Here is a 17,905-nt window from a genome sequence, read left to right as displayed (position 1 = left end):
CTACCTCTCCCCCGGCACGGGGACGTCGTCCGGCAGCAGGCCCTCGGCGCGCAGCTCCGCCCACACGTCGGCGGGAAGCGGGCGCGCGAGTTGCTCGGCCGCGTCGCGGACCTCGTGGCCGGAGCGGGTGCCGACGAGCACGCTCGCGACGGCCGGATGGCCGAAGGGGAAGCGCAGGGCGAGGGCGCGCAGCGGGACGCCGTGGCGTTCGGCGACGGCCTGGAGGCGGAGGGCGCGGGCGAGGACGTCCGGTGGCGCGGTGGTGTAGTCGAAGGTCGCGCCGGGCCGGGGGTCCGCGAGCAGGCCGGAGTTGAACACGCCGCCGATCACGACGCTCTTGCCCCGGGCGGCGGCCTCCGGCAGCAGGTCCGTGAGGGCGCTCTGGTCCAGCAGGGTGTAGCGGCCGGCGCACAGCACCACGTCGACGTCGGTGTCGCGGACGAACCGGGTCAGCATCGCGGTCTGGTTCATGCCTGCGCCGATCGCCCCGATCACGCCCTCCGCGCGCAGCCGTTCCAGCTCCGGATACGCATGGTGGAAGGCTTCCGGGGCGTGGTCGTCGGGGTCGTGGAGGTAGACGACGTCGATGCGGTCGTGGCCGAGCCGCTGCAGGCTCTCGTGGATGCTGCGGCGCACGCCGTCGGCGGAGAAGTCCCAGACGCGGCGGTGGATAGCCGGGACGGCGAAGCCGTTGGCGAGGTCGTCGCCCTCCCCCGTGGCAGGCCGGAGCAGGCGGCCGACCTTGGTGGACAGGACGTACGCGTCCCGTGGGCGGGTGCGCAGGGCGGCGCCGAGGCGTTCTTCGGAGAGGCCGAGGCCGTAGTGAGGGGCGGTGTCGAAGTAGCGGATGCCCGCGTCCCAGGCGGCGTCGACGGCGCCGGCGGCCTGGGCCACGTTGACGGGCGCGTACAGGTTGCCGATGCCGGCCGCGCCGAAGGAGAGCGCGGTGACGGCGACCTTGGAGGCGCCGAGGGTGTGGGGTGTGTGGTGTCGCACGGGGGCGGGGACTCTCATTTCTCGGCCGGGCGGAGGCGGAGGCCCTGCATGCCGCCGTCGACGGCGAGGGCCGTGCCGGTGACGGACGCGGCGGCCGGGCTCGCCAGGTACGCGATGGCGGCGGCGACTTCGGCGGCGGTGACGAGCCGTCCGGTGGGCTGGCGCGCCCGCAGCGCCAGCCGCTCGCCGGCCGGGTCGTCCGCCGCGTCGAGGAGCCTGCCGACCCAGGGGGTGTCGACGGTTCCCGGGTTCACGCAGTTGACGCGGATGCCCTCGCGGACGTGGTCGGCGGCCATGGCGCGGGTCAGCGAGAGGACGGCGCCCTTGCTGGCGCTGTACAGCGCCCGTTGCGGCAGTCCGGCGGTGGCGGCGATCGAGCAGGTGTTGACGACGGCGGCCGCTTCGGACGCGCGCAGGTGCGGCAGGGCGGCGCGGGTCGTACGGACGATGCCGAGCACGTTCACGTCGAGGACCCGGTGCCAGTGCGTGTCGTCGTTGTCCTCCACGGTCCCTATGGCGCCGATGCCGGCGTTGTTCACCAGGATGTCGATGCCGCCGAGGGCTTCGGCGGCGGCGGCGACCGCGGATCGTACGGCGGTGTCGTCGGTGACGTCGGCGCGGTGGCCGAGGAGGGGTGCGGGCAGGCCGTCGGGCGCGAGATCGAGTACGGCGACGGCGGCGCCGCGCGCGGCCAGGAGTTCGGCGGTGGCGAGGCCGATGCCGGAGGCGCCGCCGGTGACGACGGCGCGCAGGCCCGTGAGCTCGCTCATGCGGGGTTCCCTTCGTGGGTGGTGCGTACAGCAGCCGCCAGGTCGGCGGTCCAGAAGGTGCCGTCGGGGTAGGCGTACTCCTCGATGGACCGCGGGTGCATCTCCGCCGAGAAGCCGGGGGCTAGTGGGGCCCGGTAGTGGCCGTCGCGGATCTCTACAGGGGTGCGGAAGTGTTCGTGGAGGTGGTCGACGTACTCGACGACCCGGTTCTCGGTGGTACCGGACAGGGCGACGTAGTCGAACATCGACAGGTGCTGCACCAGTTCGCACAGGCCGACGCCGCCTGCGTGCGGGCAGACCGGGACGTCGTGGCGGGCGGCGAGTAGCAGGATCGCCAGGTTCTCGTTGACCCCGCCGACGCGAGCGGCGTCGATCTGGAGGATGTCGATCGCGCCGGCCTGGAGCAGCTGCTTGAAGACGATCCGGTTCTGTACGTGTTCCCCGGTGGCGACCTTGACCGGTGCCACCGCCCCTCGTACGGCGGCGTGGCCGAGGATGTCGTCGGGGCTGGTGGGCTCCTCGATCCAGTACGGGTCGAACTCGGCCAGCGCCTTGGTCCACTCGATCGCTTCGGGCACGTTCCAGCGTTGGTTGGCGTCGATGGCGATGCGGATGTCCGGGCCGACGGCGGCGCGCGCGGCGCGCATGCGGCGGATGTCGTCCGCGAGGTCGGCGCCGACCTTCAGCTTGATCTGGGTGAAGCCCTCGGCGACGGCGGCCCGGGCGAGGCGGCTCAGTTTCTCGTCCGGGTAGCCGAGCCAGCCGGGTGAGGTGGTGTAGGCGGGGTATCCGTGCTCGCGGAGCGCGGCCGCGCGTGCGGCGGCGCCGGCCCTGCCGCGGCGGAGCAGTCCGAGCGCGTCCTCGGGGGTGAGGGCGTCGGCGATGTAGCGGAAGTCGATCTGGGAGACGAGCCATTCGGGCTCGGCGTCCGCGAGGAACTGCCACAGCGGCTTCTCGGCCCGCTTGGCCGCGAGGTCCCAGACGGCGTTGAGGACGGCGCCGATGGCCATGTGCATCACGCCCTTCTCCGGGCCGAGCCAGCGCAGTTGGCTGTCCCCGATCAGGTCGCGGCTCAGCGAGCCGGGGTCGGCGCACAGCTCGGCGACCGGGCGCCCGACGACGTGCGGGCGCAGCGCGTCGAGGGCGGCGACCTGGACTTCGTTGCCGCGGCCGATGGTGAAGGTGAAGCCGTGACCTTCGTGGCCGTCGCCCGCGTCGGTCCGCAGGACGACGTAGGCGGCGGAGTAGTCGGGGTCGGGGTTCATGGCGTCGGAGCCGTCGAGCTGGCGGGAGGTGGGGAAGCGGATGTCGTACGTGTCGACCGCGGTGACGCGGGCGGCGGATGCGGTCATGTGGGGCCTCTCAGGGGCCGTCTCGGGCTCGCGGGCGCTGCGGCTGTCGGGCTTTGGGGCCGGCGGGCTGGGGCCGGCGGGCTGGGGCCGGCGGGCGCTCCGACTTGCGGAAGCTCGGGCTTGCGGAAGCTCGCGTTGTCGGGCTCGGGCTTGCGGAAGCTCGCGTCGTAGGGCTCGGGCTTGCGGGAGCTCGCGCCGTAGGGGGCTCGCGCTGCGGTGCTGGGGCTGTGGGTGGGGCTGGCCCGTCAGGCTTGGGCGAAGGTCTGGCGCTGGCTGCCGAGGCCGTCGATGGACAGCTCGACGGTGTCGCCGGGGCGCAGGTACGGGGTGCCGGGGAGGCCGAGGGCCACGCCGGCCGGCGTACCGGTGTTGATGACGTCGCCGGGCTCCAGGACCATGTAGTTGCTCAGGTACGCGACGAGGTGGCCCACCTGGAAGATCATGTCGCGGGTGGTGCCGTGCTGGCGCCGGACTCCGTTGACGGCCAGGTGCAGGGCGAGGTCCTGCGGGTCGTCCACCTCGTCGGGCGTCACCAGCCAGGGGCCGAGCGGGTTGAAGGTCTCGCAGGACTTCCCGAGATCCCACTGCGGCGAGTAGTCGAGCTGGAACTCCCGCTCGGAGACGTCGTTGCTGATGGCGTATCCGGCGATGTGCCGCAGGCCCTCCTCGGCGCTCTCCAGGTAGCGGGCCCGGCTGCCGATGACGACCGCGAGTTCCACCTCCCAGTCCGTCCTGGCCGAGCCGCGCGGGATCAGTACATTGTCGTACGGGCCGACGACCGTGCCGGGGTCCTTCATGAAGACGACCGGGCGGGGCGGGACGGGCGCTCCCGTCTCCTCGGCGTGGTCGCGGTAGTTGAGGCCGATGCAGACGACCTTCCCCGGCCGGGCGACGGGAGCACCCACGCGCAGGCCGCTCGGGTCCCGCTCGGCGAGCTTGCCGTCCTCGACGGCCGCTCGGGCGCGGTCGAGTCCGCCCGAGGCGAGGAACGCTCCGTCGATCTCGTCGGCTACAGGGGTCAGGTCCCACACCCGGCCGTCTTCGGTCCGTACGGCCGGCCGTTCGGCGCCGGGGGCGCCCAGGCGCATCAGCTTCACTGGTCGGTCTCCTTGCAGACGGGGGAAGGAGTGGGGCCGCTCCCGCCCTCGGGACGGGTCGGGCGCTGAGGAACGGCCCCACGCACGCGCGGGACCCGTGGTCGCGGCCGCGGCGGCGCGGAGCGACGGCTGCCGGACGGGCCGGATCCCGGACCGGGGCTCTTGCACTGTGCCCTCGGACTCCTAGATTTATCAGACCACTTGGCGTCGGCGACACCCCTGGAGTCGAGAAAATACTCCATCGGAAGGGAAGTGGTCTGACCACTTGGCTGGTTAGACTGCCCGAATCGGACAAGGGAGAAAATCGGTGGAGGAGCGCACCCCGGTCAGGGGAACCGTGACCCAGCGCGCGATCGACCAGATCAAGGCGATGATCACCGAGGGAGAGCTGCACCCCGGGGACCGGCTGCCCACGGAGCGGGACCTCGCCACGCAGTTGGGCCTCTCACGGAGCTCTATGCGGGAGGCGGTCCGCGCGCTGACGGTCATCGGCGTCCTGGAGGCACGGCACGGCTCCGGGATCTACGTGAGCCGGCTGGGGGCCGACGACCTGTTGGAGACCTTCGGCGTCGTCGCCGACCTCTCGCGCGGCGAGCAGCTCGTCGAACTCCTCGAGGTCCGGCGCGTCCTGGAGTCCACGGCCACCGCCCTGGCGGCCGCCCGGATCGACAAGGACCAACTGGCCGTGGTGACCGGGCACCTGCGGGCGATGGAGGAGGCCGACGACCCGGAGGAGATCCTCGCCCACGACCTGGCCTTCCACCGGGCCGTCAACGCGGCCTCCGGCAACGAGACCATGGCCGCCATCCTCGAAGGCCTTTCGACCCGGACGTTCCGGGCCCGTGTCTGGCGGGGCTACGCGGAGGAAGGCGCGTTCGAGCGCACCCGCCGGGAGCACGCCGCGATCCATCGGGCCCTGCTCGCCCGCGACCCGGAGGCGGCACGCGCGGCCGCCGCGGCGCACGTCGGCGAGGTCGAGGAGTGGATGCGGGCCCACGTGGAGCGGTGAGACGCGACTGGGATGTTGGAGCAGACGTCCCAGCTCACCGCATGCGGTGGCGTTCATACACGGTCTTCCGTGGGCCGAGCCGTTCGGGCAGGTCACGCCACCGCACTCCGGTCCGCACCCGGTGCGGAACCCCGTCGAAAACCTGCCAGTGATCTCGCCACCGGCAACAGCGACCGTTGCTGACCGGCGAGAACGGCCGCAGCCGTTTTCGGCACCCCCTGCTATCGAAAAGATGTTCCACCCCAGGTGGGATGCGGGTTACTGGCCCTGCACGCAAGATCCCTTCAGGGGAGCACCACATGCACGTCGTCGAATCCGAAGCCCGCCCTTGGGCGCCCACCCGGTGTCACCAGCCCGGGCGGGTACCACGTGAGCCCTCCTGTGCGACGGTTGCCTTGCTGTTGCTCAAGGCACATCTATGGGCTCGTAGAGCACGTCGGTTCTGAGAATTGTTTTCGTACCCTCAAGAAGCGGGGCCGAGTCGTGAAGCGTCCGATGCCAGAAGAGGAGCGCATCGCCCGGTTCGGGGCGGTGGGCGCTCAATATTTCCTCAGGCTTCGCGAGCCGGGGCCAGTCCGAGAAGTCGCGTTGCACAAAGGGAAGAGCGTTCTGCTTGTCGGCGATGAACCGCGTTTCTCCGCCCACTGCCTCATACGACAGGTAGACGACGACCGTCAGGAAAGTTCGCCTTCCGTCGGGGGCGAAATAGGGCGAATCGTAGTGCGGGACAAGAAATCCGCCGTGTTCGTACGTGATGAAGCGCATACGCGGATTGACAGCCGCCGGCTTCCAGGGTCTTCCGTCTGAATCCGTCGGATCGTCCGATCCCACTTCAAACGATAGAAACGTCCGCAACCTGCGGTAGAACTCTCCCGCCAAGGCTTTGGAGTCAGCCGTGGCACGGAGATGAGCGACCGGATCTCCCTCTGCATAGTTGGCGGCAATGCCGTCTCGGCCCACCGGCGCAAAGCGCTGGGCAGCCAGTTCGGCCGCGAATACCTCCACTTCAGCCGGAGTGAGGAAATGGCGAATCACCCTGGCATCGACGTTTGGGACCTCCGACTTGATCGGGGCCCATGAGTCATCGGCAGATATTCGGCTCAGCGCTTCTTCGGAGAGCTCAAAGGGATTTACAGGCATTCCGAACATGGTCACTTCTCCGTCCTGAGGTCATCGTCGATACCAACGTGACCGTGGACCCAACCGCCCGGAACAGCCGCGGGCAGCCCATTGAGGTGAATGGCGGGACTGCGGGCCACGTACTTGTGCGCGTTGAATCCGTGGAGGGACTCGAGGCCCCTGGAGTCAATGCCTGCAGGGAGCGGGGACCACTGAGCGGTTATCGTCATGATGACGAGATTAGGTCGGGGTGAACCCACAAAGCAAGCAGGACGTACCCAACGCGGCGGAAGAGGCCGGGAGGCGGGGTGGGGACCGGCTCATGGGACTATCGATGCGCGGTAGTCCCAGGCAGCGCTGGGCCGTTCCGTACCGGGTGACCGCACGTGCGGTGGGGGAACACCGCTCTGACGCGGGGCCAGGCCGCCCGGCGTCGGGGTATCGCCGTCACGATCCCCGAGCGCCGCGACCAAGCGGCCACCCGCCGGCGCCGAGGGCGCCTTGGCAGCCGGCCGCCCGCCTTCGACAAGGAGATCTATCGCGACCGCAACGTGGTCGAACGATGCTTCGCACGCCTCAAGCAGTTCCGCGCGATCGCGACCGGGTTCGACAAGCTCGCCGACCGCTACCGCGCCGGAGTCATCCTGGCCTCGCTGACCCTCTGGCTCCGCGAACCAATCCGTGATCATTTGTCAGACACTGCCTAGGGCCTGGCGTTTGGATCAGGCCGGGATGCGGGTCCCTGCGCCGCCGACCCTGATCCGCCGGTCGCCCGCCCGCAGTTCCACCGTCAGGACGCCGGGGCGTCCCATGTCCTCGCCCTGGTGGAGGGTGAGGACCGTCGCCTCGGGCACGAGTCCGAGCTCACGGGCGTACGCGCCGAAGGCGGCGGCCGCCGCCCCGGTCGCCGGGTCCTCGACCACACCGCCCACCGGGAACGGGGCGCGGACGTGGAAGACCTCCGCGGACGCGCGCCAGACCAACTCCAGCGTCGTCAGGTCGAGCCGGTGCATAAGGGCCTCCAGGCGAGCGAAGTCGTACGCCAGGTCGGCCAGGCGCTCTCGGCTCGCGGCGGCAAGGACCAGATGGCGGGCGCCCGCGAAGGCGATGCGGGGAGGCAGGGCGGGATCGAGGTCGCCGGCCGGCCAGTCGAGCGCGGCGAGTGCCTCTGCCAGGTCATCGGCCGCGATGTCCTCGATGTGCGGCTCGACGCTCGTGAGCGTGGCCCGCAGCGCCCCGCCCTCGCGCGTCACGGTGACCGGCACGGTCCCGGCCTGCGTGGTGAATACCAGGTCGCCGGGGCCGATGCGCTCGCCGAGGGCCACGGCCGTCGCGACGGTGGCATGACCGCAGAAGGGCACTTCCGCCTTGGGACTGAAGTAGCGGATGGTGTACGCGCGCCCGGCGTCCGACGCGCCGGAGCCCGCTCCCTCGGACGGCACCGTCAGGAACGCGCTCTCGCTGTAGCCGACTTCGGCGGCGATCGCCAGCATCTCCTCGCCGCTGAGGCCCGTGGCGTCGAGAACGATTCCGGCGGGATTGCCTCCCTCGGGATCGTCGGAGAAGGCGGTGTAACGCAGGACGTCGGGAGTTTCCCGTGTTGAGTTCATGCCGGGGCAACGGCGGGGATCCCCGGGTTGGTTCCCCAGACGGTGACCGCCTCGGAGCTCCGCTCCGCGGTCACGACCTCGGCAAATCTCGGCTTCTGCGCTCATGGCAGACGACCCCTCGTGTCGATCTGCTCCCGCCCTCGACGATGCTCACATCGCGCGAGCGGACAAGGCACATGGCCCTCCCCGGGATCCGCCGCGCGCATGAAGAGGGAGATGGACAGGTCCTAGCGGTGCGGTGTGCGTCTCGACGAACGGTGAGGTTCGGCATGGTGAAACCAGACCAGTAGACCTCTACCGCGCGCGAACCCCGCGCGGAGACGCGCCGAGTTCGCGTCGGCACGCCTTGTTGAAGGCCTGCAGATCGTCGATCCCGACGGCCGCCGCGACGGCGGGGATCGACAGGGTCGACTCGCGCAGCAGGTGCCGTGCGCGCTCCATGCGCCGGCGTCGGATGTACGCCACGACGGTGGTACCGGTCTCCGCGCGGAAGAGCCGCAGCAGGTGGTTGTGCGACACCCCCGCGGCACGCGCCACCTCGGGGACGAGGAGCCGCTCCGCGAGGTGCGACTCGATGTACGCGACGGCGACGGCGAGCGAGGCGTGCGGGCCCTTCTCGCGCCCCTCCGGCTCGGTGAGTTCGGCCAGCTCCCACAGGACGGACCAGACCGCGGCGTCCGCCCGGCGCGGACTGCGCGGGGCGACCGCGATGGCCCGCAGAAGCAGTTCCGAGAGGCCGGGGGTCCGCGCGCCGGCGTCCTGGACGACGGGCAGGTCGACCGTCTCTCCCGTACCAGGCAGGCGTAGATGCGCGTACAGGTGCTCGGACCGCCCGCGGTAGCGGTACCGCACCTCCGTCCCCGGCGGCACCAGACTCACATGGCCCGGCCGGACGACGTGGAGAACGCCGTCGACGACGAGTTCGGCGGTGTACCGGTAGAGGTGCAGCTGCCACAGGTCCGGAAGGCGGAACACGTCGACCGGACTCGTCGTGCCGTGGACCCCGACACCGAGGCTCAGTACCCGGGGCGGTTCGTCCAGCGGTACCGCGACCGTCCGCCCTGGCCGGACCCAGAATCTCTCAGGCACGCGGAAAATCTACCAGCGACAGCCAGATATACCGCCTGGCCCGAACAGACCGCTCAGCCGAGCGTCACCTCGACCCGGTGCGTCGCGCCGTCCTTCGCGCCGGTGTCGACGGCGAAGGTCATGCCCTCCCCCGTGGCCAGGACGGTCACCGTCGCGTCGTGGGAGCGGACGCGCAGCACAGCTCGGCGCCAGGTGACGACCAGTCGGCCCGCCGTCCTGGTCGGGTCCGAGACGTGGACGGTGGCGGTGCCCGTACCGTCCTCCCGTACCAGGACCGAGGCCGGCGCGTCGGAGCCGACGGGGCCGGCGGTCCCCTCGGTCCAGAGGTTCACGGCCGTGAGCCCGAGCGAGGGGACGCTCACCCCTTGCGCGCCCGGCCCGTTGACGAGGATCCTCAGCCAGTCGCGGTCCCGGGCCCGTGCCTCGGTGGCCCGCGCGTCGGCGCCCGGCAGCAGGACGTACGCGTACGAAGCGGCACGGGGGTCGGTGCCGTGGTCGAGCCAGAGGGTGAGGTAGCGTCGGCGGATCTCCTCGCCCGAGCCGACGAGGCGGTTGATGTCGCTCCAGCGTCCGGTCCGCTCCTCGCGCAGCGCGCGCAGGGTCGCCCCGCGCGGGAACACGTACCCGCCGTGGCCGTCGAGCGCGGCCCAGCGGACGGCGGGGAACGTCTCGTGCCACGGCGGGGTGACCGGCTGCGGCGCGCCGTCGACCGTCAGCGTCGAGACCTCGCCGGACCTGAGCCGGCGGTTGTCGACCACGGTCTCCACCGGGACACCGTCCCCGGCCTCGATCCCGGCGCCCAGGCAGATCACCGCGTCGTCGGTGAAGAACCATGACTTCTTGGCCCGCAGGCTGCTCGACAGACCACGCGTGTCCTGTCCGACCGCCGCGAACCGGCCGTCGGTGGCGCCGCCGGCCCATACCGCGTCCGGTAGCCGGGCTCCCCACTCACCGCCCTCGTTGTCGGAGAGGGCGCGGGTGGACACGGTCGTGCCTGGCAGCCGGTAGGGGTCGACGGTGGGCCAGTAGGCGTCGGCGTACTGGCCGCTGTCCCCGGCGTACCAGGTGAGCATGGACGAACCGGTGTGCCAGCCCCGGGTGTTCTCCTGGTTCCCGCACTCGTAGAAGGTGATGGTCGACGAGGACATGCTGAGGAACGCGGCCCAGCCCGGCCCCCGGTGCGCGGCGCGGGCCATCATCGGGAAGAGCCGGTGGCCGGCGGGTTCGGGCAGCGGGTCGACGGCCGGGTCGTCGAGGAGGGACGCGAAGCGCGTGTGATCGGCGACCCCCAACCGGGGGTTGTCGGCCACGGGGAGGAAGGTGTCACGCCGAAGCCAGCCCTTGACGATGCCGCGCCACCGCGCCCGCTCGGCCGGGCTCGCGCACTCCCCCAGCACCAGCACGGCCGCCATCAGCGACTGGGCCGGGGCGTGGTCCCTTACGGGCATCAAGTGGACGTCCCGACCGGTGAGGCCCCGGCTGATGCCCCGGCCGCAGACGCTCGCGTCGACCACGCCGTCGTGGACGAACGGGGCGAAGGCGTGCTCGACGCTGTCCAGGGCGAGCTGCCGCCCTGGGCCGGTCACCTCCCAGGGGGTGCCGTCGAGCAGGGTGAAGAGCGTGGCCAGGCCTTCGAGGAGCACGGCGCCGTACGCGCCCGTGTAGGCGACGGTCCGATGCTGGACGAAGGAGCCGTCGGCGTAGAACCCGTCCCCTTCCGTGACGTACGGGAAGACCGGGTCGAGGCCGTCACGGGCGAGCGTGAGTGCGGCCGGGCTGTCGCCGAGCACGCCCCGCTGGGCCAGCGTGCGGCAGAAGTCGACCCGGTTCGCGCCGGTGCTCTGGTCCTCGTAGTGGTCCAGGCGGGCGGGCGGCAGAGCCCGGTCGACCGCCGCGCAGAGGCGGGCGATCCGCTCGTCCCCGAGCCGGTCGTACAGCAGGACAGAGGTGTCGAGCATGGCCTGCGGGGCGCCGACCTGGGCCCACCACCACCAGCTCGCGGGCTTCTCGTGGACGCTGCCGTAGACGTGGTCGTGGGCGTGGTCGAGGCCGCGGAGGATGCCGGCCGCCAGCTCCTCGTCCCCCGTGACCCCGGTGCCTGGATGGGCATGGGCGAGGGCCATGGTCCGCAGGCGAAGGTAGCCGACGCCGAGGTGGATGCCGTGGCCCTCGTGGTACGGCAGCCCTGGCCAGAGGTGGCCCTCGGCCGGGTCCATCGTCGCGAGGTGCCCGGCCGCGGCCGAGCCGAGTTCGGCCAGTCGGCGGGCGAAGCGGGGCTCCGTCGCGTCGAGGCCGGGTCCGAGCAGCAGGTCCCGCCAGCGGGCACGCTGCGCGGCGAAGGGCGGGACCGGCCTGGGGGAGGTCAAGGATGCTCCGTCGGTACAGGGAACAGAGAACGGGGAACGGGGAACAACGTGGGGCGTCGTACGGAAGTGCTCCGCCCGAGCACCGTCCCGGCCGTGGCCACGGTGGTGCTCGGGCGGAGCCCCGGCCGGGGTCAGCTGCCGGCGGCCGCGTACTCCTTGGCGAGGGACTCCGCGGCCTTCGCGCCGCCCTTCGCCTTGAACTCCTTCACCACGGCGTCCCACTCGGAGAGGCTGCGCTTTCCGGTGACGACGGCGTTGATCGCGTCCTCGCGCTGCTTGACCAGGCCGCGCTCGCTGTTGGCCCAGGCGTTGGAGCGCAGCCCGTAGTGGGCGCTGGGCACGCCGAGCGGGATCATCTCCTGCTGGTAGGTGTGGTAACGCTTGGTCGCCTCGGGCTGGCCGGGCAGGTAGAGCACCAGCGGCGGCCCCGCGATGAAGGTCAGCGGGAGGTTGGACGGGCCGTCGCCGCCGTCCGCGGCCAGCTGGGTGACCACCGGACCGCCGTCCTTGCCCCGGGTGAAGTGGGTGCCCTCCACTCCGTGGTTGATGAGTTCGTACTCCTTCGTGCCGAACGGGGCGGCCAGGTAGTTCATCACCCGCAGCAGCAGCTCGATGCGCTCCTTGGGCGCCTTCTTGAGCACGGTGTAACCGTAGATGCCGGGGCCAAGCCAGTGCTTGGGGGACGCCCCGTTCGCCGGCTTGAAGGGGCGGGCCATGTCGACGGTGAATCCGTCCTTGACGGCGAGCACGGCCCCCTTGTAGCCGCCGAAGGCGTTGGACTGCGAGTAGGTGGTGCCGTTGTAGAACTCCAGGCTGTAGGCGCCGCCGTCCACGCTCAGGGCGTCACGCCGGAAGACGCCCTCCTTCTGCCACTTGACCATCTGCTCGAGACCGGCCTTGAACTCGTCGGTCTCCATGTAGTTGACGAAGGCGCCGTCCTTGACCGACCAGATGTTGGGCGAACCGTGGTTGGCGATGTAGGAGTTGAAGCCGAAGGCGCCGATCTGGGAGGCGCCCAGACCGTACTTGCCCTTGACGCTGAGCTGCTTCAGGCCCTTGGTGAAGGCGTCGACGTCGAGGCCGCCGACCTCGGGCACCCAGATGCCCGCCGACTTGAACTTCTCCTGGTTGGCGATCAGTCCCTGCCCGATCAGGGGGCGCTCCACCGGGACGCCGTAGAGCCTGCCGCCGAACCGGCCGGCGGCCTTCCAGGCGTACGGCGGGATGTTGGCGAGGTTCGGGTACTCCTTGACGGCGTCGCCCGAGAGGTGCTCGGTGAGGTCGGCGCACTTGTTGAGGACGAACTGGGCCTCGTTGGGCGCGGCGACGACCTGCAGGATGTCCGGCATCTCGCCGCTGGCCATCAGGGTGGCGAGCTTGGTCTCGTACTCCATGGCGGGGACGACCGTGAGGTCCAGCTCGACGCCGAGCGCCGCCTCGGCCGCCAGCCAGAACCTGTTCTTCTCCCGGGGCACGGGGGTCGAGCTCCAGGACAGGAACCATGCGGTGATCTTCTTGCCGTCGCCGGGCCTCTCCTCGACCGATTGCGTCAGCTCCGACGGGTAGGTGAGGTAGGCGGCCTGGACGCCCTGCTCGGTGCCGGGGAGGTCGGGCTTCGGGCCGGCGAACGGTACGTACGTCGGGAAGGGCGCCAGGTCCTTGCCGCTGTTGCCGGCGTCGTTGCCACCGCCACCGGACGTGGAACAGGCCGACAGGGACACGCCGGTGGCGGCGAGCGCGGTGCCGATGCCGATGGTCTGCAGAACTCTTCTGCGGGATACGCCAGTGCTCATGGGAACGTCCCTTGCTGAAGGCCCCGGGAGACGGGGAGAGAGGTTTCTGATGGTGCGGAGCCGGAGCCGCGGGATGGTCAGCTCTTGATGGCGCCGGTGAGGACGCCCTTCGCGAAGTAGCGCTGGATGAAGGGGTAGACGCAGAGGATCGGCACGGTGGCCACCATCACGATGGCCATCTTGATCGTCTGGGGCGCCTGGACGAGCGTCTCGTCCACCGCCTGGGAGTCGGCCAGTCCGTGTCCCTGGGTGACGTATCCGCGCATCACCGTCTGCAGCGGCCACATCGAGCTGTCGTCGAGATAGATCACGCCTCGGAAGAAGTCGTTCCAGTACCCGACGGCGTAGAAGAGACCGACGACGGCGATGACCGCTTTGGAGAGCGGCAGAACGATCTGGAAGAGCGTGCGGATCTCGCCGGCTCCGTCGAGCCGGGCGGCCTCGTACAGCTCCTCGGGGATGCCCTGGAAGAAACCGCGGACGACCACGAGGTTGAAGGCGTTGATGAGGACGGGCAGGAAGAGCGCCCAGTAGGTGTTGCGCAGCCCAAGTGTGTGGACGACCAGGAAGCTCGGAATGATGCCGGGCGGGAAGAGGAACGTGAAGAGGACGAACAGCATGATCGGCTTGCCGCCGACGACACCGGGCCGGGCGAGCGCGTAGGCGAGGAACACGGTGCAGGCCAGGCTGAGCGCCGTGCCGACGACCGCGACGCCCGCCGAGACGAGCATGGCGTGGGTGGTGTTCTCGTTGGCGAAGACCTTGCCGTACGCCTTCAGGGTCCACTCGTCGGGCCAGAACGCCCAGCCGCCGTTCGCGACGATCTGCCGGTCCGGGGCGAAGCTGGTGGCCAGGACCGTCCAGAAGGGGAGCAGGACCATGGCCACGGTCAGCACCAGGGCCAGGGCCTTGGCGACTTGGGTGACGGGCCGGGGCTTCTCCATCCAGGCCGGCCGGTGGGAAGACCGGCTCGGGCGGACGGACCGGCGGTCGGACCGCGGATCGGACTGTGGATCGGACGGCCGATCGGACTGTGGATCGGACGGCCGGTCTTCGAGGTCCGGGTTCATCGGTACACCCCCTGCTCGCCCATGCGGTGGGCGACCTTGTTCGCGGCGAAGACCAGGGCGGCGGCGATCACGCCCTTGAAGAGGGCCGCCGCCGCGGCGACGCCCCACATGCCGTCGGTGACCGCGTGGTAGTAGACGAACGTGTCGATGACCTCGGCCGTCTCGGGGCCGAAGACGTCGCGCTGCAGCAGGAACTGCTCGAAGCCGACGTTCAGGATCTCGCCGAGGCGCAGGATCAGCAGCAGGATGACGATCGGTCGGATGGCCGGCAGCGTCACGTGCCAGAAGCGGCGCCAGGGTCCGGCCCCGTCGATGGCCGCGGCCTCGTAGAGCGACTCGTCCACGTTGTGCAGCGCGGCGAGGAAGATGATCGTGCCCCAGCCGCAGTCCTTCCAGATCAACTCGACGACCATGAGCGGCTGGAAGGCCGTGGGGTTGCCGAAGACGTCGATCAGGTGGTCGCCGTCGTCGTCGCCGAGCAGCCCGTTGAGGAGCCCGTCCCCGCCGAGGACCTGGGTGAACAGCGCGACCACGATGACCCAGGAGATGAAGTGGGGCAGGTAGACGACGCTCTGGACGAACTTGCGGACGCCGCCGCGGCTGACGCTGTGCAGCAGCATGGCGAGGGCGAGCGGCAGCGGGAAGAAGAAGACGATCTGGAGGAAGGACAGCGACAGGGTGTTGAAGGCGGCGGCCCAGAAGGCCCCGTCGCTGAACAGGGTCTCGAAGTTCGCGAAACCGACCCAGGGGCTGCCGTCGATGCCGAGGAACGGGACGTAGTCCTTGAACGCGATGACGTTGCCGAACATCGCCCCGTAGTGGAAGACCAGGAAGTACAGCACGCCCGGAACCATGAGCATCAGGAGGGCGCGGTCCCGGCGCAACCGGTCCCGTAGACCCCGGTGCCGGGGCGCCGCTCCCTTGGGAGGGCCGGGAGCGCGCGCCTGCCGGCGTGCCTCCCGGTCCTTGAGTGTCACGGACATGCAGCTCCCCTCTCCATGCCTCCGGCCGCCGTGCGCCGGGCCGATGCGCACACCTCTCCCCTACGGGAGGAGTGGCCAGGGGTACGGACGCGGTCGAGCGGCGCGCGGCGCGCTCGTGTTCGGCTCCGGTGGGACGCGTAACCCGCCTGTCCCGGGCGGCTTGTGACGACGGCGCCCGGGGACCTCATCCATGGCCCGGTGCGGTGAATCGAATTTTGGCCATCGATGCGATCGCAGTCAAGAGGTATCGATCTATCGATCACTTTGATCGATCTTGACGATCGTAGAATCGCTCAATATGGTCGCGCCATGACCGCCATGCTCCCGCACAGCCGTCCGGCGCACGAGCGGGCGGCGACTCCTCGCCGTCCCCGGCTCCTCATCGCGATGGCCCCCGAACTGGCTCCCTCCTTGCTCGACGCCCCCACCTTGAGCCGGCTCGCCGAGGTCGTCGAGGTCGACACCGGGCTGGTCACCGACGACTTCAGCCGTGCCGACGTACTCAGCGCGCTGCGCGACACCGAGGTGCTCCTCACCTCCTGGGGCTGCCCCGAGCTCGACACGTGGGTCCTCGCCTCCGCCCCGCGGCTCAAGGCCGTGGTCCACGCGGCCGGTTCGGTCCGCCGGCACGTGAGCGACGCCTGCTGGGACCGCGGCATCGAGGTGTCCTCGGCCGCATCGGCCAACGCCCTGCCGGTGGCCGAGTACACGGTGGCCGCGATCCTCTTCTCCAACAAGCGCGTTCTGGAGGTCAGGGACGAGTACCGCCGCGTCCGCAGGGAGCAGGACTGGCGCGCCCTCTTCCCCGACGTGGGCAACTACCGGCGCACGGTCGGGATCGTCGGGGCCTCTCGGATCGGGCGCCGGGTCGCCGAGCTGCTCGCCCCGTACTCCTTCGACCTCCTCGTCCACGACCCGTACCTGACCGCCGAGGATGCGGAGGGGCTCGGAGTGCGCCCGGTCCCGCTCGACGAACTGTGCGCCCTCTCCGACGTCGTCACGCTCCACGCGCCGGAGAGCCCCGAGACGCGGCACATGATCGACCGGCGCCGGCTCGCCCTGATGCGCGACGGCGCCACGTTCGTCAACACCTCGCGCGGCTCGCTCGTCGACCAGGAGGCGCTCACCGAGGAGCTGGCCGCCGGCCGCATCAGGGCCGTGCTCGACACCACCGAGCCCGAGCACCTGCCCGCCGACTCCCCTCTCTACGACCTGTCGAACGTCCTGCTCACCCCGCACTTCGCGGGCTCGTTCGGGACGGAGCTGCGCAGGATGGCAGATCTGGCCCTGGAGGAGGTGGCTCGGTACGCGGCCGGGCTGCCGTTCGCCCATCCCGTACGCCGCGAGGACCTGGAGCGTTCGGCGTGACCATGCAGCCCTGGTTCGCCGAGGCCAAGCTCGGCATCTTCGTCCACTGGGGGATCTACGCCGTCGACGGCGTCCCCGAGTCCTGGTCCTTCTTCGGCGGGGACCTCTCCCGCGAGACGTACATGAAGCAGCTCAAGGGCTTCACCGCCTCCCGGTACCGCCCCGAGGACTGGGCGCGCCTCTTCGTGCGCGCCGGGGCGAAGTACGCGGTGCTCACCACCAAGCACCACGACGGCGTCGCGCTCTGGGACACCGCGCGGACGGACCTGTCCGTCGCCGGCCACAGCCCCGCGGCGCGCGATCTCGTCGGCCCGTTCACCGAGGCGCTGCGACGTCACGGGCTGCGGGTCGGCCTGTACTTCTCCCACTCCGACTGGAGCCACCCGGACTACCCGACGATCCGGCCTTCCGTCCTTCAGCGCCCCTGGGTGGACAACCGCTTCGCCATGCCCGCGCCCGGGCAGGAGGAGCCCGAGCGCTGGGAGCGCTTCCTCGAACAGGTGCACAGGGGGCAGATCCGGGAGCTCCTCTCGCGCTACCGGCCCGATCTGCTGTGGTTCGACGGCGCCTGGGAGCGCGACGAGCGCCAGTGGCGGATGAAGGAGCTGCGCGCGGAGATCCTCAAGCTCCGGCCGCGTACCGTGCTCAACGGCCGGATGCTCGGGTACGGCGACTACGCGACCCCGGAGCTCGGCGTGCCGATCCTCCCGCCGGAAGGGCCGTGGGAGCTCTGCTACACGATCGGCGACGCCTGGGGCCACCAGCCCGGGGACACGGCGCACAAGTCCGTACCCGAACTGGTCCGGGTGTTCGCCGAGACCATCGGCCACGGCGGCAATCTGCTCCTCAACACCGGGCCCCGGGAGGACGGCACGATCCAGCCCGATCACGCCGAGCGGCTCGAGGGCCTGGGGCAGTGGATCCGCCGCAATCACGAGGCGGTGTACGCGACGGACCGCGGGATGCCGTACGGGCACCATTACGGCCCCTCGATGCTCGCCCGCGACCGCCGCACCCTCTTCCTCGTCTGCTTCGACCCGCCGCGCGGCTTCGTCGAGGTGCGCGGCCTGCGGAACAACGTCCGGAAGATCTCCGTGCTCGGTACGGGGGAAGAGTTGAGCCACCGTGTCGTGGGCGGCTTCCCCTCCCACCGCATCCCGGGCGTCGTACGGATCGAGGCCCCGACGCTCTGCGACCCGCAGGCCACGGTCCTCGCGCTCGAACTGGACGGCGAGATCGAGCTCTACCGCGGCCAGGGCGCCGGCTGACCCTGCTGACCTCCA

The 17,905-nt window shown here is 70.8% G+C and carries 14 protein-coding genes and 2 pseudogenes; 4 read left to right on the top strand and 12 right to left on the bottom strand.

Annotated elements, in window-relative coordinates; translation table 11 throughout:
* The 4 genes from ACFWRO_RS11470 to ACFWRO_RS11455 all read right to left on the bottom strand — a co-directional run bounded on the left by ACFWRO_RS11470 (nt 1) and on the right by ACFWRO_RS11455 (nt 4,215).
* Nucleotides 1-1,014, bottom strand: coding sequence for an aldo/keto reductase (locus tag ACFWRO_RS11470; RefSeq protein ID WP_384507713.1), 1,014 nt, complete (start codon nt 1,012-1,014; stop codon nt 1-3).
* Nucleotides 1,011-1,766, bottom strand: a complete 756-nt coding sequence (locus ACFWRO_RS11465) for an SDR family NAD(P)-dependent oxidoreductase (protein WP_384507710.1) — start codon at nt 1,764-1,766, stop codon at nt 1,011-1,013. The genes ACFWRO_RS11470 and ACFWRO_RS11465 overlap by 4 nt, the downstream gene beginning before the upstream one ends.
* Nucleotides 1,763-3,118: an enolase C-terminal domain-like protein gene (locus tag ACFWRO_RS11460; protein WP_384507705.1), complete on the bottom strand. Its 1,356-nt coding sequence runs from the start codon at nt 3,116-3,118 to the stop codon at nt 1,763-1,765. The genes ACFWRO_RS11465 and ACFWRO_RS11460 overlap by 4 nt, the downstream gene beginning before the upstream one ends.
* A gap of 245 nt (nt 3,119-3,363) precedes the next feature.
* A complete protein-coding gene (locus ACFWRO_RS11455; protein ID WP_384507702.1) occupies nt 3,364-4,215 on the bottom strand; it encodes a fumarylacetoacetate hydrolase family protein in 852 nt (283 codons plus the stop codon).
* A gap of 307 nt (nt 4,216-4,522) precedes the next feature.
* On the opposite strand from ACFWRO_RS11455, the gene ACFWRO_RS11450 reads away from it, so the two are divergent.
* On the top strand, nt 4,523-5,224 hold the full coding sequence (locus tag ACFWRO_RS11450) for a FadR/GntR family transcriptional regulator (RefSeq protein ID WP_384507699.1): 702 nt from the start codon (nt 4,523-4,525) through the stop codon (nt 5,222-5,224).
* A gap of 43 nt (nt 5,225-5,267) precedes the next feature.
* On the opposite strand, the pseudogene ACFWRO_RS11445 reads toward ACFWRO_RS11450, so the two are convergent.
* A pseudogene (locus ACFWRO_RS11445) lies at nt 5,268-5,465 on the bottom strand (transposase); the annotation flags it as partial.
* 164 nt (nt 5,466-5,629) lie between these two features.
* Nucleotides 5,630-6,373, bottom strand: coding sequence for a 2OG-Fe(II) oxygenase (locus ACFWRO_RS11440; RefSeq protein WP_384507912.1), 744 nt, complete (start codon nt 6,371-6,373; stop codon nt 5,630-5,632).
* 398 nt (nt 6,374-6,771) lie between these two features.
* Between ACFWRO_RS11440 and ACFWRO_RS11435 the strand changes: the two are divergent.
* A pseudogene (locus ACFWRO_RS11435) lies at nt 6,772-7,050 on the top strand (IS5/IS1182 family transposase); the annotation flags it as partial.
* Between the two features lie 15 nt (nt 7,051-7,065).
* Here the strand turns inward: ACFWRO_RS11435 and ACFWRO_RS11430 are convergent.
* The 6 genes from ACFWRO_RS11430 to ACFWRO_RS11405 all read right to left on the bottom strand — a co-directional run bounded on the left by ACFWRO_RS11430 (nt 7,066) and on the right by ACFWRO_RS11405 (nt 15,125).
* Nucleotides 7,066-7,953, bottom strand: coding sequence for a PhzF family phenazine biosynthesis protein (locus ACFWRO_RS11430; protein ID WP_384507696.1), 888 nt, complete (start codon nt 7,951-7,953; stop codon nt 7,066-7,068).
* Between the two features lie 294 nt (nt 7,954-8,247).
* Nucleotides 8,248-9,042 carry a helix-turn-helix domain-containing protein gene (locus tag ACFWRO_RS11425; protein ID WP_384507693.1) on the bottom strand — a complete coding sequence of 265 codons (795 nt, stop codon included), beginning with the start codon at nt 9,040-9,042 and terminating at the stop codon, nt 8,248-8,250.
* Nucleotides 9,043-9,095: 53 nt separating this feature from the next.
* A complete protein-coding gene (locus ACFWRO_RS11420) occupies nt 9,096-11,408 on the bottom strand; it encodes a polysaccharide lyase 8 family protein (protein ID WP_384507690.1) in 2,313 nt (770 codons plus the stop codon).
* A 131-nt stretch (nt 11,409-11,539) separates the two neighbouring features.
* Nucleotides 11,540-13,201 carry an extracellular solute-binding protein gene (locus ACFWRO_RS11415; RefSeq protein ID WP_384507687.1) on the bottom strand — a complete coding sequence of 554 codons (1,662 nt, stop codon included), beginning with the start codon at nt 13,199-13,201 and terminating at the stop codon, nt 11,540-11,542.
* Nucleotides 13,202-13,278: 77 nt separating this feature from the next.
* Nucleotides 13,279-14,145, bottom strand: a complete 867-nt coding sequence (locus tag ACFWRO_RS11410; RefSeq protein ID WP_384507684.1) for a carbohydrate ABC transporter permease — start codon at nt 14,143-14,145, stop codon at nt 13,279-13,281.
* A gap of 122 nt (nt 14,146-14,267) precedes the next feature.
* Nucleotides 14,268-15,125, bottom strand: a complete 858-nt coding sequence (locus ACFWRO_RS11405; RefSeq protein WP_384507909.1) for an ABC transporter permease subunit — start codon at nt 15,123-15,125, stop codon at nt 14,268-14,270.
* Nucleotides 15,126-15,572: 447 nt separating this feature from the next.
* On the opposite strand from ACFWRO_RS11405, the gene ACFWRO_RS11400 reads away from it, so the two are divergent.
* Nucleotides 15,573-16,622 (top strand): hydroxyacid dehydrogenase, encoded by a 1,050-nt coding sequence (locus tag ACFWRO_RS11400; protein ID WP_384507906.1) that lies wholly within the window; start codon nt 15,573-15,575, stop codon nt 16,620-16,622.
* A complete protein-coding gene (locus tag ACFWRO_RS11395; protein ID WP_384507681.1) occupies nt 16,619-17,890 on the top strand; it encodes an alpha-L-fucosidase in 1,272 nt (423 codons plus the stop codon). Before ACFWRO_RS11400 ends, ACFWRO_RS11395 begins: the two co-directional genes overlap by 4 nt.
* Nucleotides 17,891-17,905: the final 15 nt, after the last annotated feature.

Origin of the sequence: Streptomyces sp. NPDC058579 (assembly GCF_042718575.1) — a bacterium.
GTDB lineage: Bacteria > Actinomycetota > Actinomycetes > Streptomycetales > Streptomycetaceae > Streptomyces.
Note: the sequence above shows the minus strand (reverse complement) of the source record. Positions and strands in the feature narration are given on the sequence as shown.